Here is a 17,770-nt window from a genome sequence, read left to right on the forward strand (position 1 = left end):
TGTCCTATTGCTGCGGCTGTGCTTGCACGTCAATCACTTCCTGAATGTCGACGGGCACACCATCACGCACCTTTTGCAGCCCCGCCACCAACACGCTGTCTCCCGCTTGCAGATTGCCCGTCACCTGTACCCAGCCTTGCTCTCGCACGCCCACCTGCACCTGACGACGCTCTGCCCGACCATCGTTGACCACGTAGACGTACTGGTCCTGACCAGCAGGCGCCAATGCCGTTTCCGGCACCATCAAGGCCTGATAACGCGACAGTTCCAGCCGGACCCGACTGAACAGGCCGGGGCGCAAGGCGCCGTCCTCGTTGGGTACCTGCGCCCGCAGCAGAATCGAACGGCCGGCGGCATCCACCACCGGGCTGACTGCCAGTACCGAGCCTTTGCGGGTCTGGCCTGGAAAAGCGTCAAAACCCAGTTCAACGGGCATGCCCGGTTTCACATCGGCCAGATACTGTTCGGGAATGCGAAAGTCCACGTTCAGACTGGAGATCGCCTCCAGTCGCACCAGATCGGTGCCCGGCCCCACGTAATCGCCCACAGACACGTTGCGCAAACCCGTGACTCCATCAAAAGGGGCACGGATACGGGTCTTGTCCAACTGTACCCGTGCCAGTTGCACTTCGGCCTGCTGCACGGCCAGGCGACTGCCTGACTCATCTTTGGCCTGCTGGCTGATAAAGCCTTGACGGCTCAGTTGGGCAGAGCGCTGATGCTGACTACTGGCCAGATTCAAATTGGCCTGAGCCTGATTCAGTTGTGCCTGCGCCATGGCTGGGTCCAGTTGAACCAGCAGTTGCCCCTTGCTGACGGGCTGGCCTTCCTCAAAACTGATGGCTGAAATGCGACCGCTAATCTCGGGGCGCAGCATGACCGATTCCCTGGCCACCAAGGTCCCTACCGCGGCTACATCACGAATCAATTCGCTTTGTCGCACAGGCAGCACTTCTACTCGCGTGGCTCCGGACTGCGCCCAGCCTGGCGTACTGCTCAGGAACAGCGCAAAAAACAAGGGAAAAATCGTGAGGCGCAGCGTGGAAATCATGGGCGGCTTATCCTGACCGGTCAGGCCGGCACAGCAGTCTGACAAAATATGACGAGTGGCTAATAGTACTATCTGCAGGCCGGGAATCTGCGTACGATCTTATAACTGCCTGGCGATTTCCACCCCTTCATTGGCCAGCTGATCTGCCCGTTCATTACCCGGATCGCCAGCGTGACCGCGCACCCACAGCCAGGTCAGCTCATGCTTGGCTGCCTGCTGTTCCAGCTCCTGCCACAAATCGGCATTTTTGACAGGCTTCTTATCTGCCGTGCGCCAGCCACGGGCCTTCCAGCCCGGCAACCATTCGTTCATGCCTTTTTGCACATACTGCGAATCCGTATGCACCCGCACCTGACAAGGACGTTTCAGGGCTTTCAAGGCCTCGATCACGGCCATCAGTTCCATACGGTTATTGGTGGTATTGGCCTCGCCACCACAGATCGCTTTCTCGCGCCCACCGTGGCGCAGCAAAGCCCCCCAGCCACCCAAACCCGGGTTGCCCTTGCAGGCCCCGTCTGTCCAGATCTCAACAACATCACTCATGTCTTGCTTATTCCTTCATCGGCAGCGCGTCCGGCAACCACCATAGGCCGACGCACACGTCGACGATTTTTCTTCCATTTGGGGCCGACCAGGCGCAGGGCGGGTGTGCGCTTGACGGCACCCACCATGTAAACCGCCCCGGCAAAGCTCCACCAGCGTGCACCGCTGCGCTCCATCCAGCCCCAGCGATCCAGCCAGGCCTGCTGACGGCACAAGGGGGCATAACAACCCATCTGCGCGCTTTGCACATCAAAGGACAGGAGTTTCAACCAGTCGCGCAAGCGCCAAGGAAAGATGACATCGCCAGGCAGGGTGGGCGTACCCCGATCCAGACCCGGTATCCAGTCATGAACTCCCCAGAGGCTGACGGGATTGAAGCCTGTCAGGATAATGCGCCCCTCAGGCACCAGCACACGCTCGGCCTCGCGCAACACCTGATGTGGATCACTGGCGCTTTCCAGCGTATGGGGCAAAATCAGCAGATCGATGCTTTGCGTATCGAAAGGCAGATGTTCAGGTTGGGCATAAACCAGATTTTTCTGATCGGCAGGCAAGACGCCGGCCTGAGCGGTACACACCTTGAAACAGACCCGACTTTGCGCCAGGAGGTCCCAATGCGGCAATCCGATTTGTATGGCATGATACCCGAAGGTGTTGACCACCTCCGCATCAATCGCGGCTTGTTCCCAGGCCCGCACATATCGCCCCGGTACGGTTTCCAACCACTGGGCAAATTGATCATTCAAAGTCTGCTCCACTGGCGCTTTCCCCCTCTACCATGATGAATGCATTTACCTGGCCTGTGCCAAGCGATGTTCGCCTGATTCCACTTCCTGCTCTAAATGACAACTATATATGGGCTTTGGCTCGAGCCGGTCACGCTCTGGTTGTGGACCCCGGCCAGGCCGCCCCGGTATTGGAATGGCTGGCGCGCGAATCCTTACAACTGGATGCCATTTTACTGACACACCACCATGGTGACCATGTTGGCGGTGTCAAGGATATCCTGGCAAAGCATCCTGCACGCGTATGGGGCCCGGCCCACGAGCGTCTGCCCGTCTGTGACGTGCGTGTGGGACAGTCCGACAAAGTCGATTTGCCCACCCTGGAACTGACGCTGGAGGTGCTGGATATCCCCGGTCACACTGCCGGACACGTTGCGTACTTTGGTCAAAATGAGGTAAAACAGCCCTTTGTTTTCTGTGGTGATACCTTGTTTGCCGCCGGTTGCGGACGTCTTTTTGAAGGCACCCCGGCTCAAATGATGGACTCCTTGGGCAAGTTGGCGACACTGCCTGCGGACACCCTGATCTGCTGTGCGCACGAATACACCTTATCCAATTTACGCTGGGCTTTGCAGGTAGAGCCAGACAGTCCCCACCTGCATGAACGTTGGGAACAGGATAAGCTCAAGCGTCAGCAGAACTTGCCCACGGTGCCCTCCACCCTGAAAACAGAATTGGCTACCAATCCGTTTCTGCGTTGCGAGACGACTGCTGTTATCAAGGCTGCCGAGCAGTACGCCGCCCGGCCTCTGAATAATCCTGTCGAGGTATTTGCCAGCCTGCGCGACTGGAAAAACAATTTCTGAAGATTCCGCAATGAACCTAATGAGACTTTTTGCGCTGCTATGCGCTTTCGTGCTGGCAGGTTGCGCCACAGGCCCCAAAGTCAGCCCCCAAAAAGCCGCCAAAACCTCCACCAGCATTGCCGCCGATACGTCTCGCACGATTGATCTGACCCACCCCCCAAAAGATGCCTGGGACCGTATGCGCCGAGGCTTTGCCATCCCCAATCTGCATACCGACCTGGTCGATTACTGGACCAATTATTACGCCTCCCACCCCGAGTCCATCCGCACCATGAGCCAGCGCGCCTCGCGCTACCTTTATCACATCATGGACGAACTCGATGCCCGGGGTCTGCCCTCGGAACTGGCGCTGCTGCCTTTTGTGGAAAGCGCCTATAACCCGGTCGCCTATTCGCGCTCTCATGCTTCGGGTCTGTGGCAGTTCATTCCCAGCACCGGCACGCAATACAAGCTGGAGCAGAACTGGTGGGTAGACCAGCGCCGCGACCCGGTCGAGTCCACCCGTGCTGCCCTGGATTATCTGTCGTATCTGTACGAGTTTCAGGGTGACTGGTATCTGGCACTGGCCTCCTACAACTGGGGCGAAGGGTCGGTACGACGCGCCATGGAACGCAACGAACAAGCCAACCTGGACGTTGATTACTTATCACTGAAAATGCCGGACGAAACGCGCAATTACGTCCCCAAGTTGCAGGCCATCAAAAATATTGTGGCCAACCCCGAGCGCTACGGCATCACCTTGCCTCCAGTGAGCAATACGCCCTATTTCACTGCGGTGCGCAAGAACAAGGACATTGACGTCGCCCTGGCGGCCGAACTGGCCGAGATCTCCGTGGACGAGTTCAAGGCATTGAATGCTGCCCACAATCGCCCCACTATTCCGGCCGAGCGCGGCACCTTGCTGTTGCCCGCCAACAAAGTAGACATCTTCAAAGCCAATCTGGCAGCCTACCAAGGCAAGCTCAGCAACTGGAAAGCCTACCAGGCCAAACGCGGCGAAAGCTATTTGTCCATCGCCCAGCGACACGGCATTACCCTGTCGCAACTGCGTTCCATTAACGGCTTGAGCAGCAAGCGCAGCAAAGCGGTCGCCCAGACACTGCTGGTCCCCAGCACGACCTTGGGTGAAGGCAGTCTGCAGTTGGCCTCCCTGACCAATACACCGGCCGCTCCTGTTGCCCAGAGTGCCCGCCAGGCGCGCGCGCAAACGGCCAGCGTCAACCGCAAGAGCGACACGGTTGTGTTGCGCCGCGGAGCCAATGTCCGTACCCACACAGTCCGCCAGGGCGATACACTCTACGCTTTGGCCAAACGGTACGACACCTCGGTGGCTGAACTGCGACGCCTGAACAATCTCAAAGGCAACTCTCTTTCCAGGGGCACACGTTTGCGTGTTCCCGGTTCCAATATTCGTGGCTAAGTCCACCCACTAATTACATAAAGGATTTTCAGCATGGGTTTCCTGCAAGGAAAACGCATCCTGGTCACAGGCGTTCTCTCGAACCGCTCCATTGCTTACGGGATTGCGCAAGCATGTCGCCAACAAGGTGCTGATATTGCCCTGACCTATGTGGGCGAGCGGTTTAAAGAACGCGTTGAAGGCTTCGCCCAGGAACTGGGCACGGATATCGTCTTGCCCTGTGACGTGTCTGAAGACGCGCAGATTGAACAGGCCATGGCCTCGCTGGGCGAGCGCTGGGACGGTCTGGACGGCCTGGTTCACTCCATCGGCTTTGCTCCTCGTGAAGCCATTGCCGGCAATTTTCTGGATGGTCTGTCGCGTGAGTCGTTCCGCGTGGCTCACGACATTTCCGCCTATAGCTTCCCGGCGCTGGCAAAAGCCGCCCTGCCCTTGCTCAAGGGTCGCAAGAGTTCGGTACTGACGCTGACCTATCTGGGCGCCGAGAAGGCCATCCCCAACTACAACACAATGGGCGTGGCCAAAGCCGCTTTGGAAGCGTCCGTGCGCTACCTGGCCGTCGCTCTGGGCGAGTACGGCATTCGTGCCAATGCCATCTCGGCCGGTCCCATCAAGACCCTGGCTGCCAGCGGCATCAAGGACTTCTCCACCATCCTGAAGTTCGTCGAAACCCACGCCCCCCTGCAGCGCAACGTTACCATCGAAGAAGTGGGCAATGTGGCCTCCTTCCTGATGTCCGAACTGGCCAGCGGCATCACGGGCGAAATCACGCACGTTGACGCCGGCTTTAACTGCATCGTTCCCGGCATGCAGGAGTAAGGTTTCACCGCCTGGCAGTACGATAAAAAAATAGCGGCCTTGGCCGCTATTTTTATGTGACTGCGCCGCTAAGGAACCCTGCGGCTGCGCGGGACAAGTCGGCCCGCACACGCTCTTTGCCCCCTTGCTACGGCAAAGCTTCCCCGATCAATAAACACAATAAAACCACGGCGGCCTGCAGCATCGACCACGTCAGCCTGCACCTCTGTCAAAGACAAGCCTTTGCCACCACCGGAAGAATCAGCTCTGTGGCAGGCCCTCTTCCACAAAATCGCTGCGTGAAATACCGTGACGCTGCAGCTTGTCATAAAAGGTTTTGCGCGGGATGCGCAGATCCTGCAGTGTCGCTTTGATATCACCCCGATGACGTGCCAGGGCCTGCCGGATCTGCTGCGCCTCGAATTGTTCCATGCGGGCGGGCAGACTTAACTCCTCTCCCACCCCCTCCCTGGCGAGCACAGGCTGCACGCCCAACACCTCACGCTGTGCAAAATGCGCCAGTTCGCGCACATTTCCCGGCCAGTGATGGGACTGCATATAAGCCAGGCTGTGTGCATCGGGAATCTTTTGCGCCATGCCGTATTTTTTGGCGGCGAGCGCAGCGAAATGCGCGAACAGCATGGGAATATCTTCTTTGCGCTCTCGGAGCGGCGGCAGGCGCAAGGTCACCACATTTAAGCGATAGTACAAATCCGCCCGGAAGTTCGCACGTTGTCCGGGATCGGACAAATCCACCTTGCTGGCGGCCACTACCCGAATATCGACCGGGTGCTCTTCATTGGTGCCCAAAGGCGTCACGCAACGGGTTTCCAGCACGCGCAGCAAGCGTACCTGCGCAATCATGGGCATGCTTTCAATCTCATCCAGAAACAGAGTGCCCTGATGAGCATGCTCCACACTGCCTACCCGTCTGCGCTGAGCACCGGTAAAAGCGCCCGCCTCATGACCAAACAACTCGCTTTCAATAATGGTTTCGGGCAAGGCTCCGCAATTGAGCGCCACAAACCGATGCTGAGCTCGAGCGCTCCAGCGATGCAGCAGCATGGCCACAACCTCTTTGCCCGTTCCCGTCTCCCCCTCCACCAGCACATCCACATCGGACTGGGCCAGGTGGCGCAGCGTAGCGCGCAGATTGATCATCACCTCCGAATTGCCCAGAAGCGCCGGGCCCTGACCATCCTCGTCCAGCTCCTCGCGCAAGGCCCGGTTCTGCAAGACCAGACTGCGTTGCATGGCGGCATGGCGAATCACTGTCAACAATCGTTCTGCCTGGTAAGGTTTGCTCAGGAAATCAAACGCACCGTCGCGCATGGCTTGTACGGCCATATCAATGTCGCCATGGCCGGTAATCAGAACGACAGGCTGATCCGGGTCGCGGGCATGCAAGGCGCGCATCAGCGCCAGACCATCCATCCCGGGCATCCGGATATCGGTTACCACCACCCCAGGATAATCCGTGGGCAAGCGACTCAACGCCTCCTGAGCACTGGCAAAAGCCATTACCTTCAAGCCTGCCAGCTCCAGACTTTGCACAACGGCAGCACGCAGATCGGCATCATCATCAACAAACGCGACTTCCATTTTCAACCCTCTCCCTGGTCCTGCTTGCTGTCAGCATTCCGCAGCACAATGTGAAACGTGGCCCCGCCCAAACGCGACGGCCCTTCTTCCAGACGGCCACCGAGGGCCGCCACAATATCGTGCGAGATCACCAGGCCCAATCCCAGTCCTTGGTGCCGGCTGGAACTAAAGGGGGTGAACAGGCGCTGGCGAATTTCCGCACTCAGGCCTGGCCCGTTGTCGGACACCACGATGCGCACATGTCGCGTCTCGTTCATCACCTCGATACGAATACGTCCCTGAGAACGCCCCTCAAGAGCATCGAGCGCATTACGCAACAAATTCACCAGCACCTGCTCCAGGCGGACCGGCAAGGCCCATACCTGTACGGGCTCGCTCATGCCCTCCTGCTCCAGCGCCACCGCTTGCGCCCGCGCCCGATGTTCCAGCAACTGCCAGGCGCTCTCGACTGCTGACCGCACCAGCACGGGCCCTTCCTGCTCCTGCGGCTTGCGAGCGTAATGACAAAGCTGGGATGTGATGCTGCCAATACGCTGGGTCAGCGCCTGGATGCGACTCAGGTTCTGGCGAGCGGTCTCAGTCTGCCCCTGCTCCAGCAGGCGCAAGGTGTTATCAGCGTAGACTTCAATGGCGGCCACCGGCTGATTGATTTCGTGGGCCACTCCTGCCGTCACCTGCCCCAGAAACGACAATTTTTCGGCCTGCTCCAACTGCTCTCGCAAATCGCGCGCACGCGAGCGGGCCTCCTGCAAGGCCTGCATCTCCTGCTCCAGGCGACGACGCGCCACCTGCAACTGAGCGGTGCGCGACTCCACGGCCTCCTCCAGAGCGTCGCGCAACAAGGCCTGACGCGCCTGGGTTTCACGGCGCTGCTGACTGCGCTGCAAGCCCAGGGCAGCCAGCACCAGAGCCGCACACAACAAGCCCATAACGGTCAGACGGGACTGAAAGGCCTGCGTCCGCAAGGCGGCGTCCATGGGTGCCATCGCATGTAGCGTCCAGTCGCTGCCCATCACCGCTTGCTGTACATGCAAGAACCGCTCCTGCCCCAAGGTCCAGAACGAGGCCCGGTTTCCAGAGTTCGACATGCGCAGCCCCACCGGCTCCAGAGCTTCGCTGCCAAACTGCCGGCTGGCTCGCAGCTGGGCCAGTTGTTCGGGCGCGGCCTGATCCAGACTGTGCAAACGCCAGTCCGGCTCACCACTGAGCAAGATCACGCCATTCGGATCGCTGACAAACATGCGGTCGCCATAGCCTTCCCACTCTTTTTCCAGCAGATCAAACACCAGCTTGATCACCACCACGCCGACGGCCTTGCCGTCCTGCCCCTGCACCATTCGGGAAATATACAGCCCGGCCTTGCCGCTGGAGGTTCCCAAAGCAAAGTATTCAGCGTGCCCCTGCTCCAGGGCTTTGGTGAAATAAGGGCGAAAGCCATAGTGATTGCCCACAAAGCTGTCGGGCGCCTGCCAATTGCTCGAGACCAGCGTCTGCGAATGAATATCCAGCAAATACAGCACCGGTGCGCCGGTGTCCTCGGCCAACTGCTCGAACTTGCGGTTCAGTGCCTGGGCATCGCCATAGGCGGGGTTGCCCATGAGGTACTGACGCAAGGCCTCGTCCTGCGCCAGGGCAAATGACAATGTGCGGAATTTGTCACGGATGGTCTGAATCCAGCCCGCATTGCCACGCATCAGGGAGTCGAGCCGCTGTTCGCTTTGTGTGAGCAAACGGGCCGTGCCCAAATCAGCCGAGCGCCAGAAAGCGAACAGGCCCAGCACCACGGCCACGCTCAGCAAAAACAGCCATTCGAGCCTGAAGCGCCGCCGCAATCCCGAAGAAACCGGAATGGAATTCATAAAATCCGTGCGAAATTTCGCCAAAAAATCATAATCGTTGTGCGGATTTTCGCACACATAAACAGAAAGCGGGGAAGTCTCCTGCCCGCAAGCCGCTTATTTGCTGACTTCCTGTTTACGAACAGATTGGCACGGATGTTGCTTTAGCTAAGAGCTTATGGGCCGGAACACGGATTCCGGCGAGCGTAAACCGCCTGCCCACACACAATTCCAAGCAGGTCACCAGCTGACTGCCAGGTCGGCTACATCAAGTCACGGAGACGACATCATGATGGATATAAGCACAGGAGAGCATCCGGTACCGCAGATTGTCAAAATCAAGTGGTATCGAATTTTGTACGTTCAGGTCATCATCGCCATCACCATCGGGATATTGCTGGGTCATTTTTATCCGTCCTTGGGCGAGAGCATGAAGCCCTTGGGCGACGCATTCATCAAGCTGGTCAAGATGATTATTGCACCGGTTATTTTCCTGACGGTCGCCACCGGCATTGCCGCCATGACGGACCTTCAAAAGGTGGGACGGGTGGTCGGCAAGGCCATGATTTACTTTCTGACCTTCTCCACCCTGGCCCTGATTGTGGGCATGGTGGTGAGCAATATCGTGCAACCGGGCCACGGAATGCACATTGACCCGGCCTCGCTGGACTCCAGCGCCATCAAAGGCTACGTCCAGCAGGCCCATGACAGCACCCTGACGGGCTTTTTGATGAACATCATCCCGGCCACCCTCATCAGCCCTTTTACGGGGGGTGACATTTTGCAGGTGCTGTTCGTGGCCGTGCTCTTTGGCATCGCTCTGGCCGCCGTGGGCGACCACGGCAAGCCAGTGCTCAAGTTCCTTCAGGCTTTGATGGCACCGGTCTTCAAGCTGGTCGCCATCTTGATGAAGGCCGCCCCTGTGGGCGCTTTCGGCGCCATTGCCTTTACCATCGGCAAATATGGGATTGAGTCGGTCTCCAGTCTGGCGCTGCTGGTGGTGACCTTCTACGTGACATCCGTGCTTTTTGTACTGGTCATTCTGGGGGCCGTAGCCCGCTACAACGGATTTTCCATCACCAAGCTGATCCGCTACATCCGCGAAGAACTGCTGCTCGTACTGGGCACCAGTTCCTCCGAAGCGGCTCTGCCCACTCTGATGCAGAAAATGGAACGGGCCGGGTGTGCCAAGTCGGTCGTGGGCCTGGTGGTGCCTACCGGCTATTCCTTCAATCTGGATGGGACCAATATCTACATGACCATGGCTGCCCTGTTCATTGCCCAGGCCTGCGATATTCCCCTGAGCTTGCAAGAGCAGGTGCTACTCTTGCTGGTCGCCATGCTCAGTTCCAAAGGAGCGGCTGGCGTGACCGGCGCCGGTTTCATTACACTGGCGGCCACCTTGTCCGTGGTGCCCGCGGTGCCTATTGCCGGCATGACTCTGATCCTGGGTATTGACCGCTTTATGTCCGAGTGCCGCGCCCTGACTAATCTGGTGGGCAATGCCGTAGCCACCATTGTGGTCGCCCGCTGGGAAGGAGAGCTAAATACCGATCAGCTCAACAGCGCCATGAATGGGGAACTGCCCCCCCTCGATACCAGCGTCACCCTCCATCAACGAGGTGGCCAGGAGATTCCAGCTCAAGAAAGCAGCGAACCTCGCGCCAGCGTTGCGGTCTGATTCCGCCCGCAGCGACAAGAAAGGCCGGTTTTCCCTTGAAAACCGGCATTTTTTACTGGCCCATGCCGGAGTGGTCGCAGTTGCCTCGCCGTGCGGGTCGCTTTGCTTTTCACTCGTCATTAAGCCTCGAAACCCACGCAGAAGAGCCCGGCGAGGTGTTAAGACACGCAGTCATCAAGTACAAGGCCGCAGGGACTGCTAAACAGAGTGAGTCAGTCAGGCAGTCAGCCTGCCGGAAAAAGCACCATTTCGCTGTCCGGCGTCCAAGCGGGATACTTGCCCATGATGCTCGCAAACAAAGTGCTGGATTGAAAATTCACGAGCCAGCTCGACAAGGCTGCCCACGGCTGGGCGTCGAACCAAGCTCGATCCACCTGAGCGAATTGCCGCACAAAAGGGGCAATGGCCAGATCAGCCAGACAAGGCGTCTTACCCACCAGATAGCCCTCTTGCTCGATACGGGCATTAAGGCCCATCAGTATTTCACTGGCTTGCGCCCGATGCAGGGCCGAGAAACGCGTCGCCTCCGTGAACTGCTCATCATCCGTATGACGATCCGGGTACTTATAACAGTCCAGATGCTTCTTGAACGGGCCGTCGTTGGCAGCAATCAAGGCCTCCATCTGCTCGTGCAGACCCTGTCCGGGCTGTAAATAATGGCAGGGATCGTGAATCGCCAAGGCCCAGCGCATGATATCCAGGCTTTCATCAATCACCCTGCCATCAGGCAGGACCAGCACAGGCACGGTTGCTTTGGGAGAGGCCAGACGCAGGGCGTCCGGTTTGTCGCGCAGCACGACCTCGCGCAACTGGCAAGACACGCCGCTGGCCGCAATCGCCAGCCGTGCGCGCATGGCGTAGGGGCAGCGGCGAAAAGAATACAAAATGGGTAAATCAGATAAGGACATGCTCGATACCGATGGAAAGCCGCGCATGAGCGCGGACTTAGCGCGATGGTGCGTGTACAAGTCGCCCTTCCAGGGAAGAAGGGCGACTTGTTAACAGCCCAAGGCCAGAATCAAGCTGATAGAGGTAACACAGCAGCCCGATACAGGCTAGAGGTCCTTGCCCTGCTGGGCCAGCAGGCGCTGCTCCTCGGCCTTGCGACGGGCGGCTTCGCGGCGCTCTGCCAATTCATCCATGCTGACGCCAATATGGCGCTCTTCGCGTTCGCGAGCCAGAGCCACCTGCTTCTGGCGCTCCCGAAACCGCTCGATCTGTTCGGGCGAGCTGTGGCCGTGACAGTAAGGGCAACTGACGCCCTCTTCAAATTGGGCTGACTGCTTTTCCTCTTCACTGATGGGCATGCGGCAGGCGCGGCAAAAATCGTAATCACCCGGCTCCAGCCCATGCCGGACCGACACACGCTCGTCAAACACAAAGCAGTCGCCATCCCACAGGCTTTCCTCTGCCGGAATTTCTTCCAGATACTTCAGAATACCACCTTGCAAGTGATAGACCTGTTCAAAACCCTGCGAGCGCATGAAAGCGGTGGATTTCTCACAGCGGATACCGCCCGTACAGAACATGGCCACACGGGGCTTGCCGTGTAAAACGCCACCTTCCTTGGACTGTTCGGCAACCCACTGCGGAAACTCCGTAAAGCTCTGGGTTTTGGGATTGATGGCCCGGCTAAACGTCCCGATGCCCACTTCGTAATCATTACGCGTGTCCACGACCACCACATCCGGATCGCTGATCAGGGCGTTCCAGTTTTCGGGGGCGACGTACTCACCCACCATCTCGGCCGTTTTCAAATCCGGCACACCCAGTGTGACGATCTCTTTCTTGAGCTTGACCTTGAGGCGATAAAACGGGGCCTTGTCGGCGTAGGACTCTTTATGGACCAGACCGGCAATGCGCGCATCCGAATTCAGGTACGCCAAGACAGCACGAACACCCTCCTCAGGTCCGGCAATCGTGCCGTTAATTCCTTCGCGTGCCAGCAACAGCGTGCCTTTGACCTGGTGCTGCTCACAAAAGGCAAACAGGGGATCACGCATCTGGGCAAAATCGGGCAATTCCACGAACTTATATAAAGCCGCGATCAGGTAGGTAGACATAGGTAAACGAATTCTCTGGATAGAAGCGATGGCGCGGCCCGCAGGCAGTAGGACAGCGCGGGCCATCGTACACTATACGCCACTGATACCCTTGGAGCCTTTGAGCCCTGTCAAAAAAAACAGGGAAGACCGGGCATTCAACTTTAAAATCATAACGCTAAAGCCGGCAGGCCGCATCAGGCCCCGGCCCTGTTTTTCTTCGTACGAGAGCTATGGATTCCGTAACACAAGCCGTTCTGGGCGCCAGCATTTGCGGCTCCCTTCTGGGGCGTCAGTATGGTCGCAAGGCGGTCCTGTCCGGTGCCATCATCGCCACCCTGCCTGATCTGGATGTCTTTATCCAATATGGCGACCCGATTACGGCCATGGTCAGCCATCGGGGGTTCTCGCACTCTTTATTTGTCCTGAGCGCGGCCACCCTGCTGGTCGCGATCCTCTGGAAACTGCTGTTTGCACAGGCGCGCGTGTCAGCAGGGCGACTAGGGCTGGCCGTCGGGCTAAGTTTGATTACCCATCCCCTGCTCGATGCCTTTACCAGTTACGGCACCCAGTTACTGTGGCCCCTGCCGGCCACTCCAGCCACCTGGTCCAGCATTTTCATTATTGACCCGCTCTATACCGCCCCCCTGCTGATCGCAACACTCATTGGCTTGATACGAGGCCCTGCCGCCATCACGCCGCGAGCCTGCAACTGGGCCCTGCTATTGAGCAGTGTGTATCTGGCCGCCTCGGTGGGAGCCAAGTTCTGGGCCGAACATCAAGCCACGGCACAATTGAAAGAGCAAGGGGTCAGCATCCAACGGGTATATTCCGCCGCGCAACCCATGAACATCCTGCTTTGGCGAGTGTTGGTACGCGATGCGCAAGACCAGGAATGTGAGGTGGTGGTGGGGCTGCTCGATCACCTGCGCGCGCCCAAAGGGCACCGGTACGAATCACTCTGCCTGCCCCTGAACAGCGACTACACCCAATTGTTTCCTCCTTTGACACAATTGGAGCAACTGCGCTGGTTCTCGGATAACTGGCTGCGCTATGACGTTATTGACGACCTTCTGGTGGTCAGTGATGTCCGCATGAGCCTGGGCCCAGGCCAATACAGCTTTCGCTTTGTGGTGGCGGAACGGATTGCTCCAGACTCCTGGCTGCCCGTGATCCCCTATCGCTGGGCCGGCGGCCACAATATGGCGCTCCTTAAGCCCGTGCTGCGCCGCATCTGGGAGCCTGTACCTGCCCTGCCCCTGCAAGAGTGGGCCCAACGCATTGATGCCGGTGTCCCTATTCCACGCGCGCCGGCAGACTTTGATTAGGCACTCGCTTTGGCCAGGCGTCAGGCTGTGAGCTGAGCCGGACAGGGCATGCCTCTTGCCCGCGTAGAGGTGCGCAAAAAAACCCCCGGGCCTGGTACGGCTCAGGGGTTTAAATTTACCCACTACGGTCACTACACAATGACACCCGGCGCTCTGCCAAACCCGAGCATCAACAACCTTATTTCAGCATTCCTTCCACGCGCTGACGCAAAGCAGGGTCCTGCTGAATGGCCAGGCTGATACCGTTGTAATCGGCCAGATCCATGCCATTGGAGGTCACAACACCAACCAGACGCTGGTCGGCTTCCTGAACGATGGCCTGACGCTCTGCATCACTTTTGGCCGCATCCAGACGCGGCTGATATTCCGAAGCAGTCTGGGCGACCTTTTTATAGGTGCGCGCATACTGCTCCAGTTGAGAATCCGTAGGTTTAACAATCTGGGTAGCCGCCGGGGCTGCCGAGTTGGCCGGAGCCGCATTGCCCTGGGCCATCGCAAAAGGGCTGTACATGCCAAATGCGACTGCGGTAGCAGCGAGAAAAGCTTTAACTGAGGGCTGCATAGATGGAACCTCCTGAACAGAGTCAATGAACGGTCATCATGACAAGAGCGGCAGCAGCTTACAAGTTTCTCAATGTAGTTTCGTGTATCTGCATGCCACCCGTTTACTGACTACGATCAGTCGCGCGAGTAAGGCCGGCCCTTGAAATCGACTGTGATCAAGTTGCCATCCAGCTCACCCATTCCGGGCGAATTGGCAGGCATGCCCGGTGCGGCCAGGCCACGGATGCTGGCGTCGCTCATCATCCGTTTGACGACATGGGCCGGCACATGGCCCTCCACCCGCTGGCCAGTCTGTTCCACCACCGCAGTATGGCAAGAAGCCAGCTCGGCTGGTACGCCAAGTTGCTGCTTGACCTGCCACATGGCCTGGGTCTTGACGGATTTGACCTCGAAGCCTGCCTCGCTCATGTGCTGGGCCCAACCCTCGCAACAGCCGCAATTGGGGTCCTGGTAAACCGTCACGGCAGGCGCCTGTGCCAGGGCCAGGGAACTGAAGGCCATCAAGCCGGCCGACAACAATAAGGGTTTAATCACAATTACATTCCTGTTTTGCAGCGCCAGGGCGCTCTGGTTGACACACACATGCACTTGGCTAAGACTAGGCCCCAGCAAAAAAGTTTAACAAAACATCCTATTTCGTTCCGATCATCATGAGTCTTGATTCCGTCAAACAGTTCTTGAGCGAATACGCTGCTGATATCCAGATTATTGAAACCACAGAAAGCACGGCAACAGTCGCGCTGGCCGCGCAGGTCCATCAGGTCGAGCCCGGGCAGATCGCCAAGACACTCAGTCTGAAAGCGGGCGATAAAGTGGTTTTGCTGGTCGCCCGGGGCGACGCCCGTCTGGACAATAAGAAACTGCGCAACGTTTTTGGCACACGCGTCAAAATGCTGGATCTGGCCAGCACTGAAGCCCTGACGGGCCATCCGGTGGGCGGGGTATGCCCCTTTGGTCTGGCTACGGCGCTCGATATCTACTGCGACCTGTCCTTGCAGGACTTCGATACCGTATTGCCTGCGGCCGGTTCGATCAACTCTGCTGTACGCATTACCCCCCAACGCCTGGCCGAGCTGACCCGCGCCCAGTGGATTGACGTTACGCAGGCCCCCCAGGCCAGCGTCTGATCCGGCCCGCTCATTCCTCTTTCGCCATGCACCTTGTCAACTGCTCGTGTCCAGCCATAAAACGCGGGGCCGAACCAGTAAACAGATGTGTAAGTTGAATGTGAGCATGTCAAGGCACACAAAATGAGCCTGGCTCACTTTGGCACAAGGGCGCGTCCACCGGCCCTTTGCCCAAGGGACATACTTTCCGCCCTGCCATATCTGGTAACGGACATGAACAGGATCGTGTCTAGGATGAAACATCAGCCCTGAATCCTGGCTTGACTTGTTTACAGAGGAAAACGATGCCCCACCTATTACTGCTGGAGACAGATACCGCACTTAACAGCACTTTCCTGGCACTGGCGCGGCAAATGAATTTTTCTGCCATCACCGCCCGGACACCTGATGAAGCTCTGATCCGTTACCATCAGAAAATACCGGACGCCCTGCTTTTTGGACCCAATATCAGCGCCTTACAGGCTCAGGATCTCAGCCGTCGGGTAGGTCTGGATGCAGTGGAAAGCTACACTTTGCCAGCCTTGAGCGGCTCGGAGCGCCATGACCATGCCCAGCTTCGCACCTTGCTGGAACAGTTAAAGTCCAAGTACCGCAATGAGGCCCCCGGCCCCTGGGCGTGCCAGACGGAACAGCATTACGATTTTGGCGAGTTTGTGGGCCGCTCCGCTCCGATGGAAAAACTCTATACCCAACTGAGCAAAGTAAGCCGCACTGAACTGCCCGTCTTGCTGATTGGAGAGAGTGGAACGGGCAAGGAGCTGGCCGCACGCGCAGTTCATCGCTGCAGTTCGCGTCGCCAACAAGCTTACGTGCCCATCAACTGTTCGGCCATTTCAGAACAACTGATAGAAAGCGAGCTATTCGGCCACGAAAAAGGCAGCTTTACCGGAGCCGATCGCCATCGTCAGGGCTATTTTGAGCTGGCCGACAAAGGCACGCTGTTTCTGGACGAGATCACCGAAATGCCCATAGAAGCACAAACCAAGCTGCTGCGAGCCTTGGAAAACGGTGAATACATGAAAGTAGGCGGTGACCAGCTCATCAAACACGACGCACGAATCATTGCTGCCACCAACCGCAGCCCCATGCGGGCCATTGAAGAAAAAAAGCTGCGCGAGGACCTGTATTACCGACTGGGCGTTTTTCCCATTCTGATTCCGCCCCTTCGGGATCGGGGCGACGATGCGGTGCTGATTGCCCAACATTTCATCGAACAGATGAATGAAGAACATCAGCAAAACCGAAGTCTGAGCCTGGCCAGTGTGAAAAAGATCGAGCACTACCACTGGCCAGGCAATATCCGTCAGCTACGAAATGTTCTGCTGCGCAGCTATGTCATGAGTAATCAGGATCAGATCGACATCAATCTGGATTCGGACCCCTTGCCGTAAACGCTGCACGTGCTGCCCTGACAGCTCCACTTACTGAGCCAGGGCAGGTTTCATGGAGTCTGCCAGCACATGAGCATGCTGCAAATGCTGCCTGAGCAAAGGCAAGGCATCCTGAGCAAATCCCATCAGTTCCCTGTCTCTGCCTTTTTCAATGTAATCCTCAAACAGCTTGATCGTAGTTTCATGCGCCTTGAGTGCCACCTCATTCGCATAGTCTGCATCGAACTGCTCGCCCTTGGCTTCCTGCAGAAAAGCGAGCTTGCCCCGCTGCATCAACGTGGGCGTGGCAGGCAGTTCCACGTGACGGGCTTTGGCCAGCGCTGCCAGTTCCTGGGCAAGCTGCTCATGATCCTGAATCATCATGGTGGCAAAATCGGCCACCCGCTCATTACTGCTGCGTTGCAGGGCCAGTCGGGCAGCCTGAAGCTCAAGATGCCCCGCTTGCGCGGCGTCCTTCATAAAGCCCTTGTCTGTCGCGGCCAACCCTCTTGCATACGAGCTACGCACACACAAGCCCATCACCACGCCAGCCGCTACCGCCAAACACGCCATCTGTTTCAGTCGCATCACACACCTCCGAAGGAAAACAGGTCCGCTAAAAAGAATCTGACCTCCCATGCCCAAGCACAGGACCTGTCTGGCAAGAGAAGCCCGGCTCCTGACATAGCAAAAAACGTACCGCCGTCAAGGAGCAAGGCGACAGGCACAAAACTTGCTATATAGATAGCGCAAAGGCCCTGACGCCCTCGTTGATGATTGCAGGAAATGATCCATTTGGCCCTCTATAACCCAGG

At 57.9% G+C, this 17,770-nt stretch carries 17 protein-coding genes; 7 read left to right on the plus strand and 10 right to left on the minus strand.

The window, feature by feature from the left end:
• Window positions 1–4: 4 nt before the first annotated feature.
• The 3 genes from FE795_RS14000 to FE795_RS14010 all read right to left on the minus strand — a co-directional run bounded on the left by FE795_RS14000 (window position 5) and on the right by FE795_RS14010 (window position 2,352).
• Window positions 5–1,051 (minus strand): efflux RND transporter periplasmic adaptor subunit, encoded by a 1,047-nt coding sequence (locus FE795_RS14000; RefSeq protein WP_003805523.1) that lies wholly within the window; start codon window positions 1,049–1,051, stop codon window positions 5–7.
• A 99-nt stretch (window positions 1,052–1,150) separates the two neighbouring features.
• Window positions 1,151–1,594, minus strand: a complete 444-nt coding sequence (gene rnhA, locus FE795_RS14005; RefSeq protein WP_003805526.1) for a ribonuclease HI — start codon at window positions 1,592–1,594, stop codon at window positions 1,151–1,153.
• Window positions 1,591–2,352, minus strand: a complete 762-nt coding sequence (locus FE795_RS14010; protein WP_003805527.1) for a class I SAM-dependent methyltransferase — start codon at window positions 2,350–2,352, stop codon at window positions 1,591–1,593. Before FE795_RS14010 ends, rnhA begins: the two co-directional genes overlap by 4 nt.
• 23 nt (window positions 2,353–2,375) lie before the next feature.
• Here FE795_RS14010 and gloB point away from each other — a divergent pair, with 23 nt between their 5' ends.
• The 3 genes from gloB to fabI are packed head-to-tail and all read left to right on the plus strand — an operon-like array spanning window position 2,376 to window position 5,424.
• Window positions 2,376–3,185 (plus strand): hydroxyacylglutathione hydrolase, encoded by an 810-nt coding sequence (gene gloB / locus FE795_RS14015; protein WP_039944113.1) that lies wholly within the window; start codon window positions 2,376–2,378, stop codon window positions 3,183–3,185.
• A gap of 10 nt (window positions 3,186–3,195) precedes the next feature.
• Window positions 3,196–4,605: a transglycosylase SLT domain-containing protein gene (locus FE795_RS14020; RefSeq protein WP_039944112.1), complete on the plus strand. Its 1,410-nt coding sequence runs from the start codon at window positions 3,196–3,198 to the stop codon at window positions 4,603–4,605.
• 33 nt (window positions 4,606–4,638) lie between these two features.
• A complete protein-coding gene (gene fabI / locus FE795_RS14025; RefSeq protein ID WP_003805533.1) occupies window positions 4,639–5,424 on the plus strand; it encodes an enoyl-ACP reductase FabI in 786 nt (261 codons plus the stop codon).
• A gap of 240 nt (window positions 5,425–5,664) precedes the next feature.
• On the opposite strand, the gene FE795_RS14030 is transcribed toward fabI, so the two are convergent.
• A complete protein-coding gene (locus tag FE795_RS14030) occupies window positions 5,665–7,005 on the minus strand; it encodes a sigma-54-dependent transcriptional regulator (protein ID WP_059318288.1) in 1,341 nt (446 codons plus the stop codon).
• Window positions 7,006–7,007: 2 nt separating this feature from the next.
• Window positions 7,008–8,864 (minus strand): sensor histidine kinase, encoded by a 1,857-nt coding sequence (locus FE795_RS14035; protein WP_230406201.1) that lies wholly within the window; start codon window positions 8,862–8,864, stop codon window positions 7,008–7,010.
• A gap of 268 nt (window positions 8,865–9,132) precedes the next feature.
• Between FE795_RS14035 and FE795_RS14040 the strand changes: the two genes are divergently transcribed.
• A complete protein-coding gene (locus FE795_RS14040) occupies window positions 9,133–10,524 on the plus strand; it encodes a dicarboxylate/amino acid:cation symporter (RefSeq protein WP_003805539.1) in 1,392 nt (463 codons plus the stop codon).
• A gap of 224 nt (window positions 10,525–10,748) precedes the next feature.
• Here the strand turns inward: FE795_RS14040 and FE795_RS14045 are convergent, their stop codons facing one another.
• Window positions 10,749–11,432, minus strand: coding sequence for a glutathione S-transferase (locus FE795_RS14045; protein ID WP_003805540.1), 684 nt, complete (start codon window positions 11,430–11,432; stop codon window positions 10,749–10,751).
• A 147-nt stretch (window positions 11,433–11,579) separates the two neighbouring features.
• Entirely contained in the window at window positions 11,580–12,587 is a 1,008-nt protein-coding gene (trhO, locus tag FE795_RS14050; protein ID WP_003805543.1) for an oxygen-dependent tRNA uridine(34) hydroxylase TrhO, read from the minus strand.
• Between the two features lie 212 nt (window positions 12,588–12,799).
• Here trhO and FE795_RS14055 point away from each other — a divergent pair, with 212 nt between their 5' ends.
• Window positions 12,800–13,894 (plus strand): metal-dependent hydrolase, encoded by a 1,095-nt coding sequence (locus FE795_RS14055; protein ID WP_059318286.1) that lies wholly within the window; start codon window positions 12,800–12,802, stop codon window positions 13,892–13,894.
• A gap of 178 nt (window positions 13,895–14,072) precedes the next feature.
• Here FE795_RS14055 and FE795_RS14060 read toward each other — a convergent pair whose 3' ends face one another.
• Together FE795_RS14060 and FE795_RS14065 are read right to left on the minus strand one after the other, a co-directional pair.
• A complete protein-coding gene (locus tag FE795_RS14060; protein ID WP_003805547.1) occupies window positions 14,073–14,456 on the minus strand; it encodes a DUF4168 domain-containing protein in 384 nt (127 codons plus the stop codon).
• 116 nt (window positions 14,457–14,572) lie between these two features.
• Window positions 14,573–14,992 (minus strand): DUF411 domain-containing protein, encoded by a 420-nt coding sequence (locus FE795_RS14065; RefSeq protein ID WP_131070888.1) that lies wholly within the window; start codon window positions 14,990–14,992, stop codon window positions 14,573–14,575.
• Window positions 14,993–15,108: 116 nt separating this feature from the next.
• Between FE795_RS14065 and FE795_RS14070 the strand changes: the two genes are divergently transcribed.
• Together FE795_RS14070 and FE795_RS14075 are read left to right on the plus strand one after the other, a co-directional pair.
• Window positions 15,109–15,585 (plus strand): YbaK/EbsC family protein, encoded by a 477-nt coding sequence (locus FE795_RS14070; protein ID WP_003805552.1) that lies wholly within the window; start codon window positions 15,109–15,111, stop codon window positions 15,583–15,585.
• Between the two features lie 284 nt (window positions 15,586–15,869).
• The gene (locus FE795_RS14075; protein ID WP_230406202.1) at window positions 15,870–16,976 is read left to right on the plus strand and encodes a sigma-54 interaction domain-containing protein; all 1,107 of its coding nucleotides are present in this window, start codon (window positions 15,870–15,872) and stop codon (window positions 16,974–16,976) included.
• A 30-nt stretch (window positions 16,977–17,006) separates the two neighbouring features.
• Here the strand turns inward: FE795_RS14075 and FE795_RS14080 are convergent, their stop codons facing one another.
• Window positions 17,007–17,543: a DUF4142 domain-containing protein gene (locus FE795_RS14080; RefSeq protein ID WP_003801751.1), complete on the minus strand. Its 537-nt coding sequence runs from the start codon at window positions 17,541–17,543 to the stop codon at window positions 17,007–17,009.
• Between the last annotated feature and the right edge of the window lie 227 nt (window positions 17,544–17,770).

This window comes from Alcaligenes ammonioxydans, assembly GCF_019343455.1.
Taxonomy (GTDB): domain Bacteria; phylum Pseudomonadota; class Gammaproteobacteria; order Burkholderiales; family Burkholderiaceae_B; genus Alcaligenes; species Alcaligenes ammonioxydans.